Origin of the sequence: Spongiibacter taiwanensis (genome assembly GCF_023702635.1) — a bacterium.
GTDB classification, from domain to species: domain Bacteria; phylum Pseudomonadota; class Gammaproteobacteria; order Pseudomonadales; family Spongiibacteraceae; genus Spongiibacter; species Spongiibacter taiwanensis.
In genome coordinates, this window is the sequence record NZ_CP098455.1 from 3,400,306 (window position 1) to 3,420,972 (window position 20,667).

Annotated in this window: 20 protein-coding genes; 11 read left to right on the top strand and 9 right to left on the bottom strand. The window is 57.1% G+C overall.

The window, feature by feature from the left end; all coding sequences use genetic code 11:
• Position 1: 1 nt before the first annotated feature.
• Entirely contained in the window at positions 2 to 1,480 is a 1,479-nt protein-coding gene (locus NCG89_RS15405; protein WP_251087447.1) for a leucyl aminopeptidase, read from the bottom strand.
• Between the two features lie 168 nt (positions 1,481 to 1,648).
• Between NCG89_RS15405 and lptF the strand changes: the two genes are divergently transcribed.
• Positions 1,649 to 2,761 carry an LPS export ABC transporter permease LptF gene (lptF, locus tag NCG89_RS15410; protein ID WP_251087448.1) on the top strand — a complete coding sequence of 371 codons (1,113 nt, stop codon included), beginning with the start codon at positions 1,649 to 1,651 and terminating at the stop codon, positions 2,759 to 2,761.
• Positions 2,754 to 3,815 carry an LPS export ABC transporter permease LptG gene (gene lptG / locus NCG89_RS15415; RefSeq protein ID WP_251087449.1) on the top strand — a complete coding sequence of 354 codons (1,062 nt, stop codon included), beginning with the start codon at positions 2,754 to 2,756 and terminating at the stop codon, positions 3,813 to 3,815. The genes lptF and lptG overlap by 8 nt, the downstream gene beginning before the upstream one ends.
• Before the next feature lie 5 nt (positions 3,816 to 3,820).
• Here the strand turns inward: lptG and NCG89_RS15420 are convergent, their stop codons facing one another.
• Positions 3,821 to 4,363, bottom strand: a complete 543-nt coding sequence (locus NCG89_RS15420; RefSeq protein ID WP_251087450.1) for an RDD family protein — start codon at positions 4,361 to 4,363, stop codon at positions 3,821 to 3,823.
• Between the two features lie 63 nt (positions 4,364 to 4,426).
• The gene (locus tag NCG89_RS15425) at positions 4,427 to 4,870 is read right to left on the bottom strand and encodes a hypothetical protein (protein WP_251087451.1); all 444 of its coding nucleotides are present in this window, start codon (positions 4,868 to 4,870) and stop codon (positions 4,427 to 4,429) included.
• Positions 4,871 to 5,062: 192 nt separating this feature from the next.
• Between NCG89_RS15425 and NCG89_RS15430 the strand changes: the two genes are divergently transcribed.
• Together NCG89_RS15430 and NCG89_RS15435 are read left to right on the top strand one after the other, a co-directional pair.
• A complete protein-coding gene (locus NCG89_RS15430) occupies positions 5,063 to 5,752 on the top strand; it encodes a response regulator transcription factor (RefSeq protein WP_285236382.1) in 690 nt (229 codons plus the stop codon).
• Positions 5,739 to 7,121: a sensor histidine kinase gene (locus NCG89_RS15435; protein ID WP_251087452.1), complete on the top strand. Its 1,383-nt coding sequence runs from the start codon at positions 5,739 to 5,741 to the stop codon at positions 7,119 to 7,121. The genes NCG89_RS15430 and NCG89_RS15435 overlap by 14 nt, the downstream gene beginning before the upstream one ends.
• A gap of 65 nt (positions 7,122 to 7,186) precedes the next feature.
• Here NCG89_RS15435 and NCG89_RS15440 read toward each other — a convergent pair whose 3' ends face one another.
• The gene (locus tag NCG89_RS15440) at positions 7,187 to 7,864 is read right to left on the bottom strand and encodes a hypothetical protein (RefSeq protein ID WP_251087453.1); all 678 of its coding nucleotides are present in this window, start codon (positions 7,862 to 7,864) and stop codon (positions 7,187 to 7,189) included.
• A gap of 222 nt (positions 7,865 to 8,086) precedes the next feature.
• Here NCG89_RS15440 and NCG89_RS15445 point away from each other — a divergent pair, with 222 nt between their 5' ends.
• Together NCG89_RS15445 and NCG89_RS15450 are read left to right on the top strand one after the other, a co-directional pair.
• Complete coding sequence (locus NCG89_RS15445) at positions 8,087 to 9,298, top strand: EAL domain-containing protein (protein WP_251087454.1); 1,212 nt, start codon at positions 8,087 to 8,089, stop codon at positions 9,296 to 9,298.
• On the top strand, positions 9,273 to 9,686 hold the full coding sequence (locus tag NCG89_RS15450) for a gamma-glutamylcyclotransferase family protein (protein ID WP_251087455.1): 414 nt from the start codon (positions 9,273 to 9,275) through the stop codon (positions 9,684 to 9,686). The genes NCG89_RS15445 and NCG89_RS15450 overlap by 26 nt, the downstream gene beginning before the upstream one ends.
• Here NCG89_RS15450 and NCG89_RS15455 read toward each other — a convergent pair.
• Positions 9,662 to 10,645, bottom strand: a complete 984-nt coding sequence (locus NCG89_RS15455; protein WP_251087456.1) for an FAD-binding oxidoreductase — start codon at positions 10,643 to 10,645, stop codon at positions 9,662 to 9,664. The genes NCG89_RS15450 and NCG89_RS15455 overlap by 25 nt on opposite strands.
• Positions 10,646 to 10,841: 196 nt before the next feature.
• Here NCG89_RS15455 and NCG89_RS15460 point away from each other — a divergent pair, with 196 nt between their 5' ends.
• Together NCG89_RS15460 and NCG89_RS15465 are read left to right on the top strand one after the other, a co-directional pair.
• The gene (locus NCG89_RS15460; protein WP_251087457.1) at positions 10,842 to 11,459 is read left to right on the top strand and encodes a class I SAM-dependent methyltransferase; all 618 of its coding nucleotides are present in this window, start codon (positions 10,842 to 10,844) and stop codon (positions 11,457 to 11,459) included.
• Positions 11,452 to 11,850: a TM2 domain-containing protein gene (locus tag NCG89_RS15465; protein ID WP_251087458.1), complete on the top strand. Its 399-nt coding sequence runs from the start codon at positions 11,452 to 11,454 to the stop codon at positions 11,848 to 11,850. The genes NCG89_RS15460 and NCG89_RS15465 overlap by 8 nt, the downstream gene beginning before the upstream one ends.
• A gap of 5 nt (positions 11,851 to 11,855) precedes the next feature.
• On the opposite strand, the gene bcsG (NCG89_RS15470) is transcribed toward NCG89_RS15465, so the two are convergent.
• The 4 genes from bcsG (NCG89_RS15470) to bcsE are packed head-to-tail and all read right to left on the bottom strand — an operon-like array spanning position 11,856 to position 16,850.
• Positions 11,856 to 13,394, bottom strand: a complete 1,539-nt coding sequence (gene bcsG / locus NCG89_RS15470; protein WP_251087459.1) for a cellulose biosynthesis protein BcsG — start codon at positions 13,392 to 13,394, stop codon at positions 11,856 to 11,858.
• Between the two features lie 26 nt (positions 13,395 to 13,420).
• The gene (gene bcsG, locus NCG89_RS15475) at positions 13,421 to 15,043 is read right to left on the bottom strand and encodes a cellulose biosynthesis protein BcsG (RefSeq protein WP_251087460.1); all 1,623 of its coding nucleotides are present in this window, start codon (positions 15,041 to 15,043) and stop codon (positions 13,421 to 13,423) included.
• Between the two features lie 4 nt (positions 15,044 to 15,047).
• The gene (locus NCG89_RS15480) at positions 15,048 to 15,242 is read right to left on the bottom strand and encodes a hypothetical protein (RefSeq protein ID WP_251087461.1); all 195 of its coding nucleotides are present in this window, start codon (positions 15,240 to 15,242) and stop codon (positions 15,048 to 15,050) included.
• Positions 15,243 to 15,245: 3 nt separating this feature from the next.
• Entirely contained in the window at positions 15,246 to 16,850 is a 1,605-nt protein-coding gene (gene bcsE, locus NCG89_RS15485) for a cellulose biosynthesis protein BcsE (RefSeq protein ID WP_251087462.1), read from the bottom strand.
• A 227-nt stretch (positions 16,851 to 17,077) separates the two neighbouring features.
• On the opposite strand from bcsE, the gene bcsR reads away from it, so the two are divergent.
• From bcsR to bcsA, 3 genes are read left to right on the top strand one after another with little or no spacing between them, the layout of a single operon-like run.
• On the top strand, positions 17,078 to 17,287 hold the full coding sequence (gene bcsR / locus NCG89_RS15490; protein WP_251087463.1) for a BcsR/BcsP family cellulose biosynthesis protein: 210 nt from the start codon (positions 17,078 to 17,080) through the stop codon (positions 17,285 to 17,287).
• Complete coding sequence (bcsQ, locus tag NCG89_RS15495) at positions 17,284 to 18,027, top strand: cellulose biosynthesis protein BcsQ (protein ID WP_251087464.1); 744 nt, start codon at positions 17,284 to 17,286, stop codon at positions 18,025 to 18,027. Before bcsR ends, bcsQ begins: the two co-directional genes overlap by 4 nt.
• On the top strand, positions 18,027 to 20,657 hold the full coding sequence (bcsA, locus tag NCG89_RS15500) for a UDP-forming cellulose synthase catalytic subunit (RefSeq protein WP_251087465.1): 2,631 nt from the start codon (positions 18,027 to 18,029) through the stop codon (positions 20,655 to 20,657). Before bcsQ ends, bcsA begins: the two co-directional genes overlap by 1 nt.
• Positions 20,658 to 20,667: the final 10 nt, after the last annotated feature.

Sequence of the window (20,667 nt, forward strand, 5' to 3'; positions counted from 1 at the left end):
GCTATTGACCGGCTTTGCTCAGCAGATACTGGCTTAACAAGGCAACCGGCCGACCGGTGGCGCCTTTTGCCGCGCCGCCATCCCAGGCCGCCCCGGCGATATCCAGGTGCGCCCAGCGCTGATCTTTGGTGAAGCGGGACAGGAAGCAAGCGGCGGTAACACTGCCGGCCTCTGGTCCACCAATGTTCGCCATGTCGGCAAAATTGCTGTCCAACTGGGTTTGGTAATCATCCCACAGCGGCATATGCCACGCCCGGTCCTGGGCAGCCTGACCCGCGCTGAGCAGCTCCTGCGCAAAGTCATCGCTATTGCTGAACAGGCCCGCTGCATGCTTGCCCAGGGCGACAACGCAGGCCCCGGTCAGAGTGGCAATGTCGATGATCGATGCAGGCTTGAATTTGGCAGCAAAGGTCAGCGCATCACACAGCACCAGGCGGCCCTCGGCGTCGGTGTTGAGAATTTCAATGGTTTGGCCCGACATGCTCGTTACCACATCGCCGGGTTTGGTGGCCCGGCCCGAGGGCATGTTCTCTGACGCGGCGACGATGCCAACCACGTTGACCTTTGGGCCCAACTGGCAGATGGTTTCCATGGTGCCAAACACGCTGGCGGCACCACACATGTCAAATTTCATTTCGTCCATTTTTGCACCGGGCTTGAGGCTGATACCCCCGGTGTCGAAGGTGATGCCTTTGCCCACCAGCACATGGGGCGCGGTTGATTTCGTGGTGCCGGTGTATTCCATCACAATGAGCTTGGCGGGTTGATCACTACCCGCCGAGACCGACAGCAGCGCACCCATTCCCAGTTGTTGCATTTTCTTCTCTTCCAGCACAGTCACCTTCAGTGCCGGGTATTTCTTGTTCAATGCCTGCGCTTGTTCAGCCAGGTAGGTGGGGGTGCAGATATTCGCTGGCAGGTTGCCCAGCTCCCGGGCCAGGTTGGTACCTTCGCCAATGGCACTGCCCGCTGCGATCGCGGCTTTGTTAGCGGCAGTCACCGGCGCCGCCACCGACAACCGCTGCAGCGACATGCCCGGCTTGGGATTGCTGAGCGTCTTGCGGTATTGGTAGCTGGCCAGAGTCATTTGCTGTGCCAGGCGCTGGAGTACCCAGGTATCGGCCCGGTCGCTGATCGCGAGATTCTCTGCGCACCACAAGGCACTTTTGCAGCGGGTCCGGTTCAAAGCGGTTACGGTCGCTTTGATGATTTTGTCGTAGTCACTGACGGTCAACGGGGCGTCGCCCGTACCGACCAGCATGATGCGCGTGGCCTTCACTCCGTCGCAGATGGGGAGCATGACGGTTTCGGCAAGCTTGCCTTGAAAGTCGCCGACCTTGAGGATTTTGCCAATCGCCCCGCCACAGGCGCTATCGAGTTGCTGGGCCAACGGGCCGCTGAGTGAGGGATTCACCGTCATGATCAAGCAGTCGCTGGCGGTGGTGGCAATGTTTTTTACGTTTTTTAAGCTGATTTGCATCGGGACTCTCGCGGTCTATGGGCGCTTTATTGATAATACGGCGTTTTCTTGAATTGAGCGGGGCTGGCGCGGCACGACCAAGGCGCGGCGGCGGACAGTGACCCGCAACTAGTGTAAAGGGTATCATTCGGCCTTTAAACTCCCAGAGAATGGCCGCGAGGGGCGCTTTTGATTCTTTTCAGATACTTGGCAGGCGAGATGCTGAAAACCGTGGTAGCGGTGACGGTAACCCTGCTGCTGATCATTATGAGCGGTCGCTTTGTTAAGTATCTGGCGCAGGTTGCCTCGGGTGATTTTGCGCCCGATGTACTGTTTATGGTCATGCTTTATCGCCTACCCAACTTCCTCGAGGTGGTGCTGCCATTGGGGGTGTTTATCGGCATCCTGCTGTCATACGGGCGGCTATACGTTGACAGCGAAATGACGGTAATGAGTGCTTGTGGCATGAGTCGGCGCCGGCTGATGATCTATACCCTGGTGCCGGCGACCGCCGTGGCGGCAGTGGTTGCCTGGGTCAGTTTGTGGGTGACCCCAACCGGCATTCAGGCCTATGTTGACCTGCTGGCAAAGAGTCGCGCCGATATTGGTGTGAAGGCCGCGGTGGAAGGCCGTTTTCGGGTTGATAAATCCAGCGGTCGGGTCACGTATATCGAGAGTGCAGACCGGGAAGACCAAACCATGCAAGGGGTTTTTGTTGCCCAGCCGGAAGTGTCCGGTGACGATGACCGGGCCCTGATCTCGGTGGTGACCGCAGACCGAGGGCGTTTTCAGGTGGACGACGCCACGGGGCAGCGCTATCTGGTGCTGGACAAGGGGGTACGCTACATCGGCGAGCCCGGCCACATGGACTATCAAGTCACTCGCTTTGATCTGCTGCGCCAGCTGCTCAGCGATCCGGAGGTGAAAACCTACCGGCAGGAGCTGGATGGCATGGATACCGTCGCCCTGCTGGGCTCGCCAAATTCCGAGGATATCGCCGCACTGCAATGGCGATTCTCCCTGGCCTTACTTGTGCCCATCGCTGCGTTAATTGCGGTATCGCTGAGCAAAACCAATCATCGGCGAGGCCGCTACAGCAAAATGTTTCCCGCCTTTTTGCTCTACATGATCTACCTGGTCAGCTTGAACGCAGCTCGTGATGCGATCGCCAAGGGTCAGTGGCCGACATTGCCCGGGATGTGGATTATTCACGCCGTATTTTTGGTACTCGGTCTATTGCTGTTGTACTGGGACAGTATGACCCGCCACTGGTGGCTGGCCTGGAGGCGAGGTCGTGCATAGGATTGATCGTTACATTGGCAGCACGGTGGCGTCGGCCATCGTTTTAGTACTGGTGGTGATTGTCGGTATCGACCTGCTGTCGGTGCTGATCGAAGAAATCAAAGAGATTCGCGGCGACTACCAATTTATCTCGGTGCTGACCTACATCGCCCTGGTCGCCCCCGGCAGCCTCTATGAATATCTTCCCTTTGCTGCCCTGGTGGGGTGTCTGGCGGGCTTGGGAATGCTGGCTAGTAGCAGTGAGCTTGTTGCCATGCGGGCGGCGGGGGTATCTACCGGCAGGCTGATTTGGGCAATCATGCGGCCCACCTTGCTCATCACACTGATCGGGTTGGCGGTGGCCGAATTTGTGGCGCCGGTGTCCCAGCAAATTGCCGAGAGTCAGCGGGCGGTGGCCCTGCAAAAGTCCACCAGTCTGAACTCCAAGTACGGCATGTGGCACCGCGAGGGAAACAGCTTCATGCACTTCAACGCGGTGCAGGCCAATGGTGTGCTCTACGGCGTCAGCGTGTTTGAGTTTGATGACGACCGGCGTTTGACGGCGAGCACCTTTGCCGAGCGAGCCAGTTATCTCGGTGATGGCTGGTTGCTTGAGGATACCCGCAAGATCACCCTGACCGATGAAGGCGCGTTGCGTACCGTTCACGCTACCGAAGCCTGGGACTCCGGGCTCACCCCAACCCTGTTGAACATTCTCGTGCTCGACCCCGATGACCTGTCCATCTCCGGTTTGTGGCAATACGCAAATTACCTGCAACGGCAGGGCTTGAATGCCGGTGAATACCGCCTTGCCTTCTGGAATAAGCTGCTGCAGCCACTGACGATTGTCGGCATGGTGTTAGTGGCCATCTCCTTTATCTTTGGGCCACTGCGTGATGTGACGATGGGTTTTCGCGTGTTTGTGGGGGTGATGGTTGGCGTGGTGTTTCGCACCCTGCAGGATATTCTGGGCCCCTCGAGCCTGGTCTATGGCTTTGATCCGATCTACGCCAGTTTGATGCCGATCCTGATTTGTTTTGTGGTTGGCAGCGCGCTGCTGATGCGACGGGTGTAGCGCCGTCACCGTTTCTTATTCTTCTCTGTTTTCGGCAGTTGCAGCACCTGAGTGTTGGACAGGCGGTCGTGCCAGGTTAGGCTGCGTTTGTCGATCCAGGCCCAGAAATACCCCAGACCGCCGCAAGCCAGCGAGACCATGCTGGCCAGCACTCTGATAGCGCACTGGCCCCAGGACGGCGTGCCACCGCTTTGGGAAACCAGCTTCAGTCGCCAGGCCTGCATTCCCAGGGTCTGGCCCTGTCGGCGCCAGAACATGCCATTAAATAAAATGATCACCAATACCAGGTAAATCCTGAATAGCCAGCCATCCAGCGGCTGATTGAGCTCGTGAACCACCGCATTGGTCTGAGGAGAATTCTCGATGTGCTCGGGACTGAAAATCAGGGCAGGGATTAAGGTGGCAATGAACAGGACGGCAAACAACAGCAGGCCGTCGTAGACCATCGCAACCAAGCGCCGTATCACGCCTGCATTGGTGGGCTCGGCGGGCTGGGCTGTGGTTGATTCAGTGTCGGGTTGAGTAGCGGCCTTGGGCTTGGCGGGCATGTTGTGGCTCTGCGAAAAAGGCCGATTGTAGCAGAGCACAAACCAATAGCGGAAAAGGTAGGGTTAGAAGTTCATCTCGAAGCCAACCATCACCTCGTTGCTGCTCAGGTGCAGGCGATAATCCAGGTCCATTCCGTCGTCGCCCCGCAGAGAAATTCGGCCCTCTTCATTGGGCAGGTAAAAGCGGTCGGCGCCGCCGCGTTGATAGGCTAGGCGATACAGATGCTTAACGGCCATTTTCAGCAGCGCTTTCACGGCGTCGTTGCCAACTCTGGCGCGATCCTGATCCATCCACACCCGATTAAAGCGAGCGTGTTCGGCATTGATTGCATGGAATTGCCCTGAGGCATCCTGCTCGACAAAGACCTGGATGCTCGGTTGATAGCCAGCATAGGAGGCCTGTGGCAAAGTATGTCCCTGGTAGCGCGAGTCAGCTTCAAAGGTTTGGGCGAGGGCTGGCGAAATAAAAAGACCGCACGCAACGGCGATGGCGATCTGTTTAAGCAAAATTTTCCAAGCTGATTTTGTTGTTATGTCGCTCATTTCCGCTGCCCTCTAGGAAAAACTGTTTGGCTGAAAGCCAGTGTTTACAGGCTATCCCGGGGTGCAGCAGGCTAAAATAAGTACATCTACCCCAGCGCGATGTGAGTTACCACGAGCTCGCGTGCTGTGGTTCACACTTTTGATTCGGAATCGAAAATGTCTGAGAAATTGCGGGTTTTACTGATTGAAGATGACCAGGAGGTCGCCGACTTCATCGTGAAGGGCTTACGTGACAGTCATTATGAGGTCACCCATGTCGCTGACGGTAGCGAGGGACTTGCTCTCGCTCGCGAGGGCAGCTTTGACATGATGGTGGTCGACCGCATGCTGCCCACCCTGGACGGATTAAGTATTGTTAAGGCATTGCGCGACCAGGCTAACGATATGCCCGTGCTGATACTGAGCGCATTGGGTGAGGTTGACGACCGGGTCAAGGGCCTGAAGGCGGGCGGTGACGACTACCTGGTCAAGCCCTTTGCCTTTGCCGAACTATTGGCGCGGATGGAAGTGCTGCTGCGACGGCGCGAATCCAGTGCTGCCGTGACCAAATTGCGCGTCGCTGATCTGGAGCTGGATTTGCTGGCTCATAAAGCGACTCGGGGTGGCGAGCCGCTGAACTTACAGCCGCGAGAATACAAGCTGCTGGAATACCTGATGCGCAACGCCGGGCAGGTTGTTACCCGGACCATGCTGCTGGAAAACGTCTGGGACTATCATTTTGACCCCCAAACCAACGTTATCGATGTGCATATCAGCCGGCTTCGCCAGAAGATCGATAAAGGCTTCGACAAACAGCTGTTGAACACCGTGCGCGGCACAGGATACCTGTTGGATGATACTGAGTAAGATTTTTACCAGTTTCACCTTCCGCTTTTTGGTCGCCTATGTGGCCTGGCTCGGTATATCCGTTTTTCTGGTGTTGTCGTTGATCTACGCCTTCATCGCCTACGGCTTCTTTAATGATGTACAGCAGTCTCTAGAGCAGGAAGTGCAGCACCTAAGCGAGGCTTATCAGGGGAGTCGTGCCGCTGGCGTTGATCGTCTGATCCGGCATCACAGTAGCCCCGATCGGGCGATCCGCTTTTTCTACCTGGTCACTGATGCCAACAAACAGAAAGTGGCTGGCAATTTGGAAACCTGGCCGGGGGATGCCAGTCAGGGGCGAAGCTGGCAGGATTTTAAACTTGAGTCGCTGACGGATTTCCTCAAGCCGGTTGGCGACGAGTTTATTGTGCGCTCCAAGCAGCTTGCCGGGGGCGAGTATGTCGTGGTGGCGCGTCATTATGGCGATGTGATCAATAGCACCAAGCTGGTGGCGGGGGCATTGACCCGCAGCATGCTGGCCACGATTGTGCTTGGGACGCTCGGTGGTGCGGTGGTTTCGGCGCTGACATTGCGGCGGGTGGAGCTGGTTAACCGCAGTTTGCGAAAAATAATGCAGGGTGATTTCAGCGAGCGGATCGATTTGATGGATAAGGCCGGGGATTTGCGTCGGCTTTGTGAGAACGTCAACAAGATGCTCGACCGAATCGAAGTCCTAATGAATGGGGTCAGACAGGTGTCGGACAATATCGCCCACGATCTGCGTACCCCGCTGACCCGATTGCGCGGTCGCTTGAGTGACTTGCAAGCGGACCTTGATCCCGCGTCGGGGGAACGGGTACAGGAAATGTTGGACGAGGCCGACGAGCTGCTCGGCACCTTCAATGCGCTGCTCCGTATAGCTCAAGTGGAATCCGGCAATCGGCGCTCGGGCTATGCCGAGGTGGACCTGGCGATGCTGCTTGCCGATGTTGCCGAGCTGTATGAGCCTTTGGCGGCGGATAAGGGGCTGCAGTTCAATGTCGAAATTGGCTCGCTGGGCAGCTACTTTGGCGATCGCAATCTGTTGTTTCAGGCCTTTGCGAATCTGTGTGACAACGCCATTAAATACACCCCCGATGGTGGCGAGATCACCGTGCTGGCGCGCTCTGTCAGCGACATTGTTGAAATTGATATTGCCGACTCGGGCGTGGGAATTCCCGTCGAGGAGTACGAGCGCGTCTTTCAGCGATTTTACCGGGTGGAGGGCAGTCGCAGTCGCCAGCCCGGCAACGGTCTGGGGCTGAGCCTGGTCAAGGCGGTGGTGAATTTGCACGGCGGTGATATCGCCCTGCTCGACAACCATCCCGGGCTCCGAGTGCGAGTGACATTGCCGCTGGAGCCGCCACAGTAATTCACCTGAGTTGCCTGTCGCGCCGGCGGCATCTTAACTGGACCGATGACCCAGATGCGTCAGGGTTAGGGTGCAAGGTTTAGATGGCTGGTGTCCGGTGAGGGTGGTGGTGCAGGCCGCTCAGTGGTGGTCAGTGAGGCGCCGGGATCTGCCAAGGTTACGCCTTTGCCGGGATCGATCAGGTGGGGTGGCACTGTCGCTTGGGTTGGCTGGCCAATCGTGCTGCCAACCGCAGCCAGGGTGAGGTGGTCTACATCGGGTTGGATGGCGGGCGGCGGGGCATCCATTGGGTTCAGGGGCTCCCCTGGGGCTGCCAGCAACATATTGCCGGTATCAACCTCGGGGATGGGCGGCTTCTCCCGCTCCTTATCGCTTAGCACCGGTGTACCTGGCGGGGTCAGGTGCAGGCCTGCACTGGAGCCGGAATCGGTAGTGTCTGTTTTGGTGGGGGGCTCTGGTTTAGTGAGGGGCTCTGGCTTGCTGCTTGGCGCGGCTGGCTGGGCTGATGCCGGCAGCAGGCGAGTTTCCACGCCGATGCCGGTCAAGGCCTGTTGGTAACGCTGACTTTGCGCCAAGGTCAGCCCGCGTTTCACGCAATAGGCCTTGCCGCACAGCAGGGGGCGAACTTTTGCCAAAGGTTGCTTGAACAGGCGCGCCAGCCCCTCGGTGGCGCTGTCACTATTCTGGCCGGCGACCAATCCGCCGGTCAGGTACAAGTCGTACAAAGGCTCATGTTGTTCCACGGCGATTTCCCTAGCCTTTTAGTGGGTCGTTAGCACGGCTTTCCAGAATATAGGTTGCCCCGCGATAAATATAAGCTTGGTTGCAATACCGGTGTGGGTCAAGGCCCTTGCGGCCACTAGAGGGCCCTAGGTTATCTTACTGATGGCACTGGAAAACTGATGTGGGACAATAGCCTATAATTTTGAATGACAGGATTCACTGGTTTGTCACTTGGATTGGCTATGCGCCCCTCGCTTGAGCAACAGTTTTTTCCCTACTTTCAGCCCATTATTGATGTTGGTCGCAAATCAATCGTGGGCTACGAAGCCTTGGGACGAACCCGTTCGTCCGCCGGAACCATCAGTTCAATCGGGCCGCTGTTCAGCGACGCGTCGGTAGATCGGCAGTACTTGCTGGATATTGATCGTTGCATCCGCCGTCAGGCGATGGCGCGATTTGCCGGTGTATCTGACGATGTATTTCTGTCGCTAAACCTGCTCCCGGAATGGATGAGCGATTTGCCCGAAGATGCTCAGGTGCCTACCATTGCCATGGCCCAGGAGTGCGGTCTGGCGCCGGAGCGAATTCTTATCGAATTTATCGAAGCAGTGGGTGAGACACCGAAAATGCAGGAGCTGGTAGGGCGGTACCGGGATGCCGGCATGCGCATTGCCATAGATGATTTTGGTGCGGGCCACTCCCATATTGACCGTCTGATCACCCTTGAGCCCGATTTCATCAAAATGGACATGAGCTTTTTCAAACGAGGGATGGCGGGAGGCTTGTCCCAGGAGGTGGTGAAATCGCTGGGTGAGCTCGCCCGCCGCTCAGGCTGTCACTTGTTGTGCGAAGGGGTGGAAACAAAAGAAGAATTCTTCTTTGCCCTGGACTGCAATGCGCGGTTTGTTCAGGGCTACTTTTTTTATCCCCCCTCGGCAGAGTTGATTACACCCGATTACCCGCAGGCGATGCTGACGGCGTTGCTGGCTGAGTATGTCCAGCGCAAAATCGGGCATTTGCAGGCCCGGGAATCCTACCATGCGGGGATGTCGGCGTTTTTCAGCGAAATCGAATCGGCCCTGCGAGCGCCCGCTGTCGACCTGGTAAACCTGCCGGTTCCTCCGGAGGGATTTTTGCGTGCGTACCTTTGCCATCGCAGCGGAGACCAGCTGTCGCCCAATTATGAAAGCTTCCATCGTGACGGCGGTGGTTGGGCTTGCATGCCGGAAAATCGGGGCTTGAACTGGTCCATGCGGCCGTATTTCCACCAAATTCTGGCTGCGGGTGAAATTCAGCACCGCCGCCATTCCATATCATCGCCATATCGGGATTTGCGCACCGGACAGCTTTGTCAGACATTGGGTACTTTGCTCGACGACGGGTGTATTCTGCTTGCAGATATTGCCTTTCGCGAGGACAGAGACAGCAGTGGAGACGATCTTTACCTACGGTAGTCTGATGTGCGCCGATATCATGTCGGCAGTGACCGGCTTGACGGTGGTTGGGGTGTCAGCAACGCTACATGGTTACCGCCGCTATGCTGTTGTTGGAGAGCACTACCCGGGCGCGGTGGTTGAGAATGACCGTTCAGTAGAAGGGGTTCTCTATACCGGTGTGAGTAGTGCCGCACTAAACCGTCTCGACGCCTTCGAGGGAGACTGCTACCTGAGAAAGCCCGTGACGGTGGTCTCAGCGTCGGGGCGCCTCATCGAAGCACAGTGCTATGTGTGGCACGATGCGTTCATCGCTCAGCTCGCGCCCTGGGATTGGAGCTTTAGCCATTTTCTCAGCCGTGGCAAAGACGAGTTCTTGGCCCGCTACATTGGTTGTGCACGAGACTGACCCGGCGCGGTGAAATCAACAAAGGTCTCGCAAATAATCTGACTGCTGGGGGCGCCCGCCAAAAAACAGCAGCGCTTCATTGCCGACACAAACTCCTCGCTGCCGCAGACATAGATATTGTGTCCCCGCAGGGACGCAAAGCGCTGACGTATGCCCTGAGTGATTTCCTCGTAAGGGGCTTCATCATTGCCACTGCGATAACTTTCATACTGCCAATGGCTAAAGCGTTCGCGGGCCTGGGCCAACACCGGTTGACCGTAGTAGTTGTGTGACCGGCTGGTACACAAGAAATCCACCTGACTGCCGGGGAGCCCCCCTTCAATTTCCCTGGCAATCGCAAGGAGAGGGGCAAGCCCCGTTCCCTCGGCGAGCATCAGGAATTTATCGTCCAGGAGTTCACTGCGATGGCCGAACTCGCCCAAAGGTCCCTGGATTTGCAGGCTGTCGCCAAGGTTAATCTCTTGGGTCAGGGCTTCGCTGAGATAGCCGCCGGGGTGACGCCGTACATGAAGCTCGGCATACAGATCCTCACTGGCGAGATTCGCAATGGAGTAGCTGCGGGTTTGCTCTTTTCCCGGCAGCCAGAGATTAATGTACTGACCAGCTTTCCAGGTGATACGACTGCTGAGTTTCAAAACATAGACGGATTCACTCAGCTGCTCTCGGCTGATGAGGGTGGCGTTGGTGCGCAGTGCTGACGCCGCAATGGGGCTGACCTCGAGTGTCTCGGTGGGATAACACTGGCAGGCCAATAGCAGGCCCCGGTTGCGATCGGGGATACTCAGACCCGTTTGCGCAGATTTATCGATGTTTCCTGATTTCAACTGCAATAGACAGGATTGGCAGGCGCCCGCCCGGCAACCATGGGGAAGGGCGTATCCGCTGTCGAGCAGGCAGTCGAGCAAGTTCTGGTCTGCACCACAGTCTAGGCTGGCCCCCTTAAAAAGTATCTTTGTCATCCCGCTGCACTTTCATTTCTACGACTAGTCCTAGATGATCCGGTTTTGCGCCTCTATTAGCAATGCGGCGGTACAGTTCCCTTGTGCAGTCGAGACGAATTCGGCGCGTGTCGACGGTTTTGAAGGAGGGTGGCGGAAAGTGGATGACCAGATATTGCGCTCGTGGCAGAAAAACGTAGATCCTTGGTGTACCGCCGTGCGAGAGGAGCAAATCGCCAGCCGCCGCGAGGTCACCAATCGGGCGATTGTCGATGCAGTTCGGGCACTCAGCCCGGCCACTGTCCTTGATGTGGGATGTGGCGAGGGGTGGTTGTTGCGCGCCCTCGCCGCTGACGGTATTCGAGGCTTTGGGATCGATGGCGTTCCCGCCTTGGTCGAGCGCGCTGCAGCGCTTGGCGGCGGCGAGTTTTCCACTATGACCTATGCCGAGTTTGGCGCTGGTGGCTGGCGCCAACCGGTGGACCTGGCGGTGTTTAATTTTTCGCTGTTAGGTGAAGGCGAGTGTGAAGCCGCGCTGGCGGCGGTTGCCAAGGTGTTAACGGCGCAAGGTCGCTGTCTGATTCAGACACTTCATCCGGCCTTCTGCGGGTATGGCGAGGATTATCAGTCCGGTTGGCGAGAAGGATCTTGGGCGGGCTTTGATCTGGCATTTACCGATCCGCATCCCTGGTATTACCGCACGTTAAGTGACTGGTTCGCGTTGTTCTTGCGGGTGGGCCTCCGCCTCGGAGGGGTGCGCGAGCCTGCCAGATCAGCCGGGAGCCGGCCGGCATCCATTATTTTTGAATTGGAAAGGGCATGGACTAATGGGTAACACACACAACAAGGTCGTGGGCTATTTACTGTGGGTATTTGGCTTTATGGGCGCCCATCGCTTTTACTTCGGGCGCCCCATTAGCGGGACGATTTACTTTTTTACGCTGGGTCTGTTTTTGATCGGCTGGCTGGTTGACCTGTTTCTGATACCCGGGATGGATGCTGAGGCCGACAAGCGCTGGACCTCGGGTAGCACCAGTTACACGGTGGCCTGGGTGTTACTCACCTTTCTCGGCATCTTCGGCCTGCACCGTTTCTATCTGGGTAAATGGCTCACAGGCATTCTCTACCTGCTCACAGGCGGGGTCTTTCTGCTGGGAATCATCTACGACTACTGGACCCTTAACCGTCAGGTGAGCGATATCAACACTAGTCTTTTCCGTGGTTAGCGCGCTCAGCGGCTTCCCGGGTAGGGAGACCAGCGCCGACCGCCATCGAGGGATACATGGTAAATGCCCTTGAAGCGCATCACTGTGCTGCCCTCATTTTGCGCTACGGGCTGGGTAGTGGGCAGGCCATCAATTAACTGGGCTGGCGAATAGCCGCTGCTGTTAAACGCGTCACGCTCAGTAATCCGCTGAATGAGAGACGACAGGGCAAAATAGCTGCTGTCGGCCGTCACGCGCGCCTCGTTACCCTGGCGATTGGCGCCGATAAGTTTCACCGCCACCGGAATGTGGGTGATGGAGGGGGAGGGGATTTCGCGCATCCCGGAGAGCTGCATTTTATCGCCCTGGAGCCCCGCGCCGTGTTCGGGAATCAATACCAACAGCGTCTTGCGTTGGCTTGCCTCGAGCTTGGCGATAAACACTTGCAGTTGATCGAGCAGATGACGGGCGCGGAACTCATAACCTTCTAAACCGACGACGTTCTTCTGATTTAACAAGCGGTTGCCGTCGTGGAGGGTAACGGTGTTGTAGAGCACCAATTGGGGCGTGTCGGGCGCGCGACTGCGTTGAGACAGCCAGTGGTCCAGCGCGGCGCCATCGTCATAGATTGGCGTGCCGTCAAAGGACTTTTGCGCCACCTTCAAATTTTGCTGGGCAGTCAACGGGGCATCAATGCCGCCATTTTCTCGCAGCTGGCGCAGAAAGCCGCCGAACTCACCGTCGTGATTCATGACCAGCTTCTCGTCAAAGCCCAGACTGCTCAGATTGCGAAACATCTCGCAGCGGGCCAGACCGCTTCCCGCGCCGGCGGTATTGAACAGCGACTCGTGGGGCTGCTGCCCGCAGTCGGCACGCAGCAGGCGGATAAGCGCCGGGCCGCTGTAAGAGGTAGCTGAATTGAAATGATCAAAATAAATGTCGAAGCGTTCGAGCAGCGGGTGGCGGTCTAGGCCGGTCACTTCCAGGTCGCGCCAGGCCATTGAGCAGATACTGAGAAATACAATATCAAAGTCTGGCTTGGCGGGCGGATTGTATCCATGGTGGCGGCTGGCGGCGGTTTTAAAAAACTGGTCCAGGGTGGTTTGCAATGTTTCGTCGAGACTTTTCCCAGCATCGACGGCCACTTGCTGTTTTGCCAGCTGGGTGTTCATGCCTGGCCATAATGGGACCCCGGCTTGTTTAAGGCCGACCAACAAAAAGCCACACAACACGAAGATGCTGGTCTCGATAAAACGGCGGCTGTAGTAGTACACAAAACTGATCAGGGCAGTGGTCAGGCTGGCCGAGTAAAGGAGCTCGCCGTTGAGCAGGCTGTCGCCATGGACGGCCTGGGCGTCAAGATACAGCAGACCTGCTGCGAGCAGCACCGCACTGGCATGGCGAAGCCGATGGAAGGTATTGGATTCCAGGCGCAGCAGTAGGATCAGCACCAGACCAAGATTGGCGAGCAGGTGAAAGCCGAGCAGGCCCTGGACGAACAGCAGCAGCTTTACAATGAAGTAAATGCTCCAGCTCTTGATATCTCGCAGTTGCTTAAATTCCATGTCCCGCCGCCGGTGTCGCCCTTCGGTTACTGATTCTGGGTGGGGTACTGGGTCCATTCGCCGCCATCGAGGCGAATGAAGTAATCCCCCTTGGAGGCCATCACGGTGCTGCCCTCATTCTGGGACACCATCCGCGTGTCGGGGATATTTGCCGCCAGACTGGCGGCAGAAAATTGGCCTTTGCCCCCATAGATGTCTGCGACAACAATGTTGCGCAGCACTTGGGTCAGTGCTAAATGACTGGTCGGTGTGGCCACCCGGGCGGTGTTGCCGGTGCGTTGCACCTCCTTGCCGAGCAGCTTGACCGCCATGGGCACGTGGGTAATTGCAGGTGAAGGGATTTCACGCATGCCAGCGATCTGCATTTTGTCACCGCGAAGCCCGGCGCCGTGCTCGGGTATCAGCACCATGACCACGGGTCTACCCGAGTCGCGCAGTGTTTGTTTGAATGCCTGTAGGTCGTCGAGCAATTCCCGCGCCCGCGTTTTGTAACTGGTCAGGCCCTTCAACCCCGGATTATCGATCAGGCGGTTGCCGTCGTGAAGGGTGGCAGAGTTGTACAGGGCGATCACCGGTTTGCTGTTGTCCAGGCGCTGGCTCCACCAGCGTTGTAACATGGCCAGATCACCGAAAACTGGCGAGCCGGCAAAGGCTTTTTGGCGGGGTTCAAGCCCGCCCTGGGACACCAAATCGACATCTACGCCGCCAAAACGGCGGGTTCGCTCCAGCATATTGTCGAACTTGCCGTCGTGGTTCATCACCAGGGCTTCGTCGTAGCCCCGTGCCTTGAGTTGCTCAAACAGCAGGCAGCGGCTGTCGACCTGCTGGTACAGGGCGTTGTGGGCGGGTTGGCCGCAATTTGCCCGGGTTAACCTCAGCAGGGCGGGCCCGCTGTAGGAGGTGGCCGAGTTGAATTGCTCAAAAACCAGATCGAAATCCTGGAAGAATGGGTGATCAGCCAGGTCGGCTACCTGCATGTCATCCCAGGACAAGGAGCAAATGCTTAGCAGGAGAATGTCGAACTGCTGGCGACTGCCCAGCTCCGATGGCAACTCAACGTGGCGGGCCGTTTCTGCGGCAAAGAACTGATCGAGTTGATCTGTCAGGCTCTCGGGGCCGGCGTTGTCGCGACTCACTCGCGCGGTATTTTGGGGCGCATCGGTGATGCCGGTCCGGGGCGCTGACTCCGGCGGTAGCTTGCTGATACCGGTGATCAGTATCAACACCAGCACAATGCTGGTGATGCGGAAAATACGTGACAAAAAGTAGTAGCCAACAATAAGCACGGCCAATGGCAATAAGGCATTGGTAGGAATAAAGCGCAGCAGCAGCTCGAAGATATAGCCGATCTCGAAGGTCAGTAGTTGGTCCAGCTGCGAGGTCAGGCGGCTGAGTGGCGGCAGGTAGGAATCAAAATGCAGTAGCCAAAGCGCGATCGGCACCGCGACGATGCCCCTGATGATGCGAAATGCGCTTTTTTCGAGGGGGATGAGCAGTAGGCACAGAAAACACAGATTCTCCAGCAAGTGAAAATCGATAGTGCCTTGATAATAGAGTCCGAGTTTGATCAGAAAATACAGGTTCCACCAGCCTAAGGTCATCTGGCGGGTCTGAACCGGTGGGGGCGTGGGGGTGGACTCAGTGACCAAGTTACTACTCCGCGGCAGAGGAATCAGTGGCAGTGGTAGTGATCTTCGATGGCTCGAAGGGGCGGAGGTGTTTTGGCGTTGCGTAAACCCGGAACAATAGCTCCCGGACTTTGCGATACGCCAGCCGGCTGTATAGCCCGAGTAAAAACCCGATCAGTAGGCCAGCGCTTAGTGTGGTGGCAAAACTTTCTATATCCATGATTCACACCCTAATCTGCAGGGGAGCGGGCTTGGCCAGAGACAGGGAATCTTCGAATAGATTGCTAGCATCCTCTGGCTGTGTGTTGGGCGCCTCTCGTAACATCCGGCGGCCCCAATCAGCCGGTACAAAATGCTGCGCTGCCATCAAACTGACAAACTGTGCCTCGATGTCGTTACGCGTGTGGTACACCTGTTGCGAGGCAAAAATTTCTTCCGCCGGCAAGGCAAAGCAGCTGTGCAGCGCTGCCTTTACATCATTGAGACGACAGGCAGGGAGCAGCATAAACAAATCGTCATCGGCAGTGGTAATCAGGTCGCCGTCGCGACGAATGGTGCACAAACTGAGGCAATGTTCGGCGGGAATGCCCTTGGCCGGCCGCAACTGGACCAGAAGATCATCAATATCATTCTGCGAGCTGTCATCGATGATCTCCATGCCGTGACGAGCAAAATCGGCGGGCTCGAAGTATCCCTGCAGTCCTCGGTAGGGCCAGTTATCCATGAGCGCTTCGAGGGTGGCGGGTAACTGGCGGCCGAAATACTGCCCCTGCAGGGCCTCCAGTTGATTCATGAAGACCGAAAAAACCAGGTTATAGGGGATAACCAGGTTGGCACCGGCCCGGCATAAAAACTGCTCATCAGAGTAGCGCAGGCAATCTCGCGTTTCCCGAACCAGCAGTTTTACACCGCCACCGAAGCGTTTGCGTAACACATAGATGGCGCCGGCCAGGTCGCGCACTTCGTCGGTCGTGCCACAGGAAAACACGAAAGTCGCCGCATCGGCGATCTCGATTTGCTCAATCAGTGCCGCATTGCTGGGCACAATTCGGGCAAAGTCTTTCTCAATGGAGTCGACGGAGCCCGCGTCATAGAGCGCCTCGCGGCAGGCATATATGCATTGCTCGTCGCCATAATTTTTGGGCTGGGTCAGTTCAGGGGCGCCAGTTTTGGTCTCGACGTGGTTGTTGACACCGAGTCGCCCATCCTCGCCGATAATCAGGCTGTACTCCTCGCTGGCAACCACCGACTGCGGACCGCGCCAATACTGGATGGTGTAGTGGTAGTGACATTCGCTGAGGCGTTGGAGGCTGCTGACTCCGGCAAACAGGTCGTTATGTTGCATTACTGCTGGCCGCAACAGCGCAGCATCACCGTGGATCAGTACCTGTAGGCGCAGCGCTTCCTCGCTGGCCCAGCGCTGCCAGGCGCTGAGTTTTCGGCGTAAGTTCTGGCTTGAGGCACGTCCAATAGTGTTGTCCTGCAACGACACGGTGACGCGAGTGCCCCTGGGGAGATGGAGTCGCTTGGCATCGACCAGGATGCGGTTCAAGTTGGCTCGCATCGGGCGACTTTTCTTGGGTCGCCAGAAGTGGACGTGGTGGGGCGCCTTGCTCAGCTGTCCGTGTAAACGGTTATGGAGGCCTGGGGACAATGATTGAAACAGAAACTCCTGCGTGTACGAGCAGATCAACACACCCGGGTTGTCATCGTGCCAGATATTCTGAAGCAGCAGGGCGATGTCGCTGGTGGATTGGGCAAAACAGAGATACATTTCGCCCTGACGCAGTTTCGCAGACTCTTTCGGCAGTGCTAGTATTCCTGACATTGCGCGGCTGATCTTCCCTGGAAGGCTGTTTAGGGTGCTGCCGAGAACCTTACCCAATAGTGTCTGAATACGCCTGATGGTACTTGGGGCTGGCCTACAACAGCAGCGATGTTACGATGATACGGCGTTGCGCGGATCATTTGAGCTCAGCAGCATAGTAGTCGATTCGGCTTCAGTCGACTAGGTGCAACCTATTCTTCGTGTTTCAAAGAGCAGCAGGACGACAGATGAGTGACATCAGTGAAGATGTGCGGGCAGTGTATCGCTCCTTTGGGCACAGCGATTTGCCTTACCACGAGGTTGTTGAGCAGGTGCGCTATCGCCAGGCTCAGCAGCATTGGCCGTTCCTGCGACTGATGACAACGCGGGAGACGACAGCAATGTCGACTGCCGGTGAGCAACCTGCCACTGACGCTGAAAAGGAATCCAAGGCTTGAAGTGTGTTTTGGTCAGCGGGTTGTCTGGGGGCGCTGGGGCGACAACGGTAGCGGCCAATCTGGCAGCGGCTTTGCAGTCGATGGGGCAGCCCTCTTTCTCGGTGGATCTTGATCCGGCCAATATTCTCGGTCTGCACTATGGCCTGGAGCCCCTGGCAGAGGATGGCTGGGCAGCCCGAATGGCAGCGGGTGAGGCTGTTGGGGAAGGGGTGTTCCGTTCCGCTGATGGCCGTTTGGTATTGCCCTACGGATATGCTGAAAAGCCCTTCGACTCCAGCGCGGTTCTTACCCTGGCCAAGAACCTGGTGCGTTCGGAAGCCGTTACCTCCCAGTGCGATTGGCTGATTATCGACTTGCCCTTTCGCAATGCGTCGAATAACCCGACCCTGTTGGAAGGCTTACGGGCCCTCGCCGATTTCGAATTGCGAGTTGCGGATACTAACCCTGCAACCTATATCCGCCTGCGTCGGCGAGAAAGCAGTCCTTTCCTGGCCGAGCCAGCTGCGTTATTGATCAATAATTTTGCGCCGGAGCGCAAGCTGTGTAACGACATGCTGCTCACCTACAAGCATGAGTACGGGGAGCAGCTTGCCCCCCTGCATATTCATCGTGACCCGGCATTACCCGAGAGCTTGGCATGTTTGAAAGCGGTCATGGCGTATTCACCCTTCACTCAGGCAGCAGCCGATTTTCGCAGCCTGGCAATCTGGGTGAGCGCTGAGTTGGCGGAGGCGGAGTAGTGGAGCGGCGGCAACGTCTGATTGGTTGGCGGCTGGTGTTAAAGCCGGAACAATTGGGCCGGTATGAGCGCCGTTTTCGCTATTTCGAGAAAGAGGGGGTGGTGCCTAATCTGTTTGGCCGATTGTTGGTCGGTTATTGGCTGGTGCTGGCGGATATATTTCTGCAGCCGACCATTAAGAGTGTTGAGTCCTGGCAATGGTTGCCGCGGCTGTTCCCACAGATCAATTTCAGTCGTCCGGTACCGGGCGACCTGCTGCGCTTTGCCATCCAGACCCTGTGGCTGCTGTTTGTCCAAGACCGGGCAGATCGGGCGCACCGGGTAAAGCAGGTGTATCGGATTGCCGATCTGCGGTCCAAAAAAGTGTTATTCAAATTTATCGCGCTGCTGCGCCTGCAGGTAATACGTCTGGAGCGCAGGGCGCGTAAAATTCAGGATGGCCCGCCTGAGGCGGCAGGGCCTCGTATTCTTGGCCTGCTTCGTTGGCGAGATGTGTTGTTAGTGATTCTGGTTGCCGCCTTGGCCGGCCTGTGTATCACCGTTCCCTTTAGTCTGGAGGCGCAGGCAGCCTTTGTTGCGGCGCTGGCGATCACCACATTGGTGCTGCGCCAAATCCCGGGTCGCTTTCCGTCAATGCTGATGATCATTCTGTCTCTTGTGGTTTCCTGTCGGTATATCTGGTGGCGAACTACCTCGACGTTGAACTGGGATGATGGCCTTGGCCTGTTTCTTGGGTTGATCCTGCTAATGGCTGAGGCCTTTGCCTGGCTGGTGCTGGTGCTCGGTTATTTTCAGAATATCTGGCCGCTTAATCGCCGGCCCACCGCGCTGCCGGACAATCGCGACGCCTGGCCGAGTGTTGATCTATTTGTGCCGTCTTACAACGAAGACCTGAGCGTGGTGCAAGCGACGGTGTATGCCTGTCTGGGGCTGGACTGGCCAGCGGATAAGCTCAATATCTACATTCTGGATGACGGCAAGCGCGACAGTTTTAAGGATTTTGCCGCCTCAGTGGGGGTGCATTACATCCGCCGGCCCACCAATGAACATGCCAAGGCGGGCAATATCAACTATGCCTTGAAACACACCCACGGCGAATATGTTGCTATTTTTGACTGCGACCATATCCCAGTGCGGGCCTTCCTGCAGGTGTGTATGGGGTCCTTCCTGACCGACCCGAAGTTAGCCCTGGTGCAGACGCCCCACCATTTTTATTCCCCTGACCCCTTCGAGCGAAACCTGTCGAACTTCCGCAAAATTCCCAATGAAGGCAACCTGTTTTACGGCTTGATTCAGGACGGCAATGACCTGTGGAACGCGACCTTCTTCTGTGGTTCCTGCGCGGTCATTCGGCGGACAGCACTGTTGGAGGTGGGCGGTATTGCTGTGGAAACCGTCACCGAGGACGCCCACACCTCCCTGCGTCTCCACCGGCTGGGGTATCGCTCAGCCTATCTGCGGGCGCCGATCTCTGCCGGTCTGGCAACAGAAACCCTGTCGGCCCACGTTGGTCAGCGCATACGTTGGGCTCGGGGGATGGCGCAGATATTGCGACTGGATAACCCGCTCACGGGCTCGGGTCTGAAGTGGCAGCAGCGGTTGTGCTACTTCAATGCCATGCTGCACTTTCTTTCGGGCATTCCGAGGATGGTATTTCTCACCGCGCCCTTGGTCTTTTTATTGCTGCATACGTACATTATTTATGCGCCGGCCGCGATGTTATTGCTGTATGTCATACCGCACATGTTTCATGCCTCGGTGGTGAACTCGATTTTGCAGGGCAAGTATCGCTACTCATTCTGGGGCGAGGTTTATGAGTCGGTGCTGTCCTGGTATGTGGCGCGCCCGACCACCGTTGCCTTGTTTGCACCACACAAGGGCAAATTTAATGTCACCGCCAAAGGTGGCAAGGTGGACAGTTTCTATTTTGACTGGGTGATCTCAAAGCCCTATGTGCTGCTGGTGAGCCTCAACGTACTGGGTATCATCTGGGGGTGTGCACGGCTGGTTTCCGGGCCCCAGGAAGAATTTTGGGCGGTCGTGATCAACATGGCCTGGACAGGATACAACCTGCTGATTCTCGGCGCGGCGGTGGCGGTTGCCGGTGAAATGAAGCAACAGCGGTCTGCGCCCCGGGTGGAGGTGGACATCCCGGTGAGCCTGCGTCTGTCGTCGGGGCGGATTTACCAGGCCAGCCTGCGCGATTTCTCTCTGGGAGGGATGCGCATCGAGCTGCCTGAAGCCGGTATGATTGGTGATGAAACGTCCCTGCAGGTAATGCTGCAGCGGGCGAACCACTCCTTCCTCTTCAAGACCTCGGTGGTGTTTAGAAGCGGAAAAATTGTGGGCCTGCGTCTGCAGGAGCAATCCAAACAAGCCCTGGTGGACTATGTACAGTGTACCTTCGCCAGAGCAGACAACTGGGTGACCTGGCAGCGCGGCTACGAAGAAGATCGGCCCGGTGTGAGTTTTGGCCAGGTGTCTGAAGCGGGGATCAATGGTTTCAAGCGGCTGCTGAACTTGGGGCCTTGGCCGCTTCCCCAGTTGACGAATCTAATAGTGAAGACTTTGGCATGGTTTGGCAGCCTGCGCCCACACAAGGTGGCGCAGGGTGTCCTGGTTCAACGATAAGGAGTTGGTT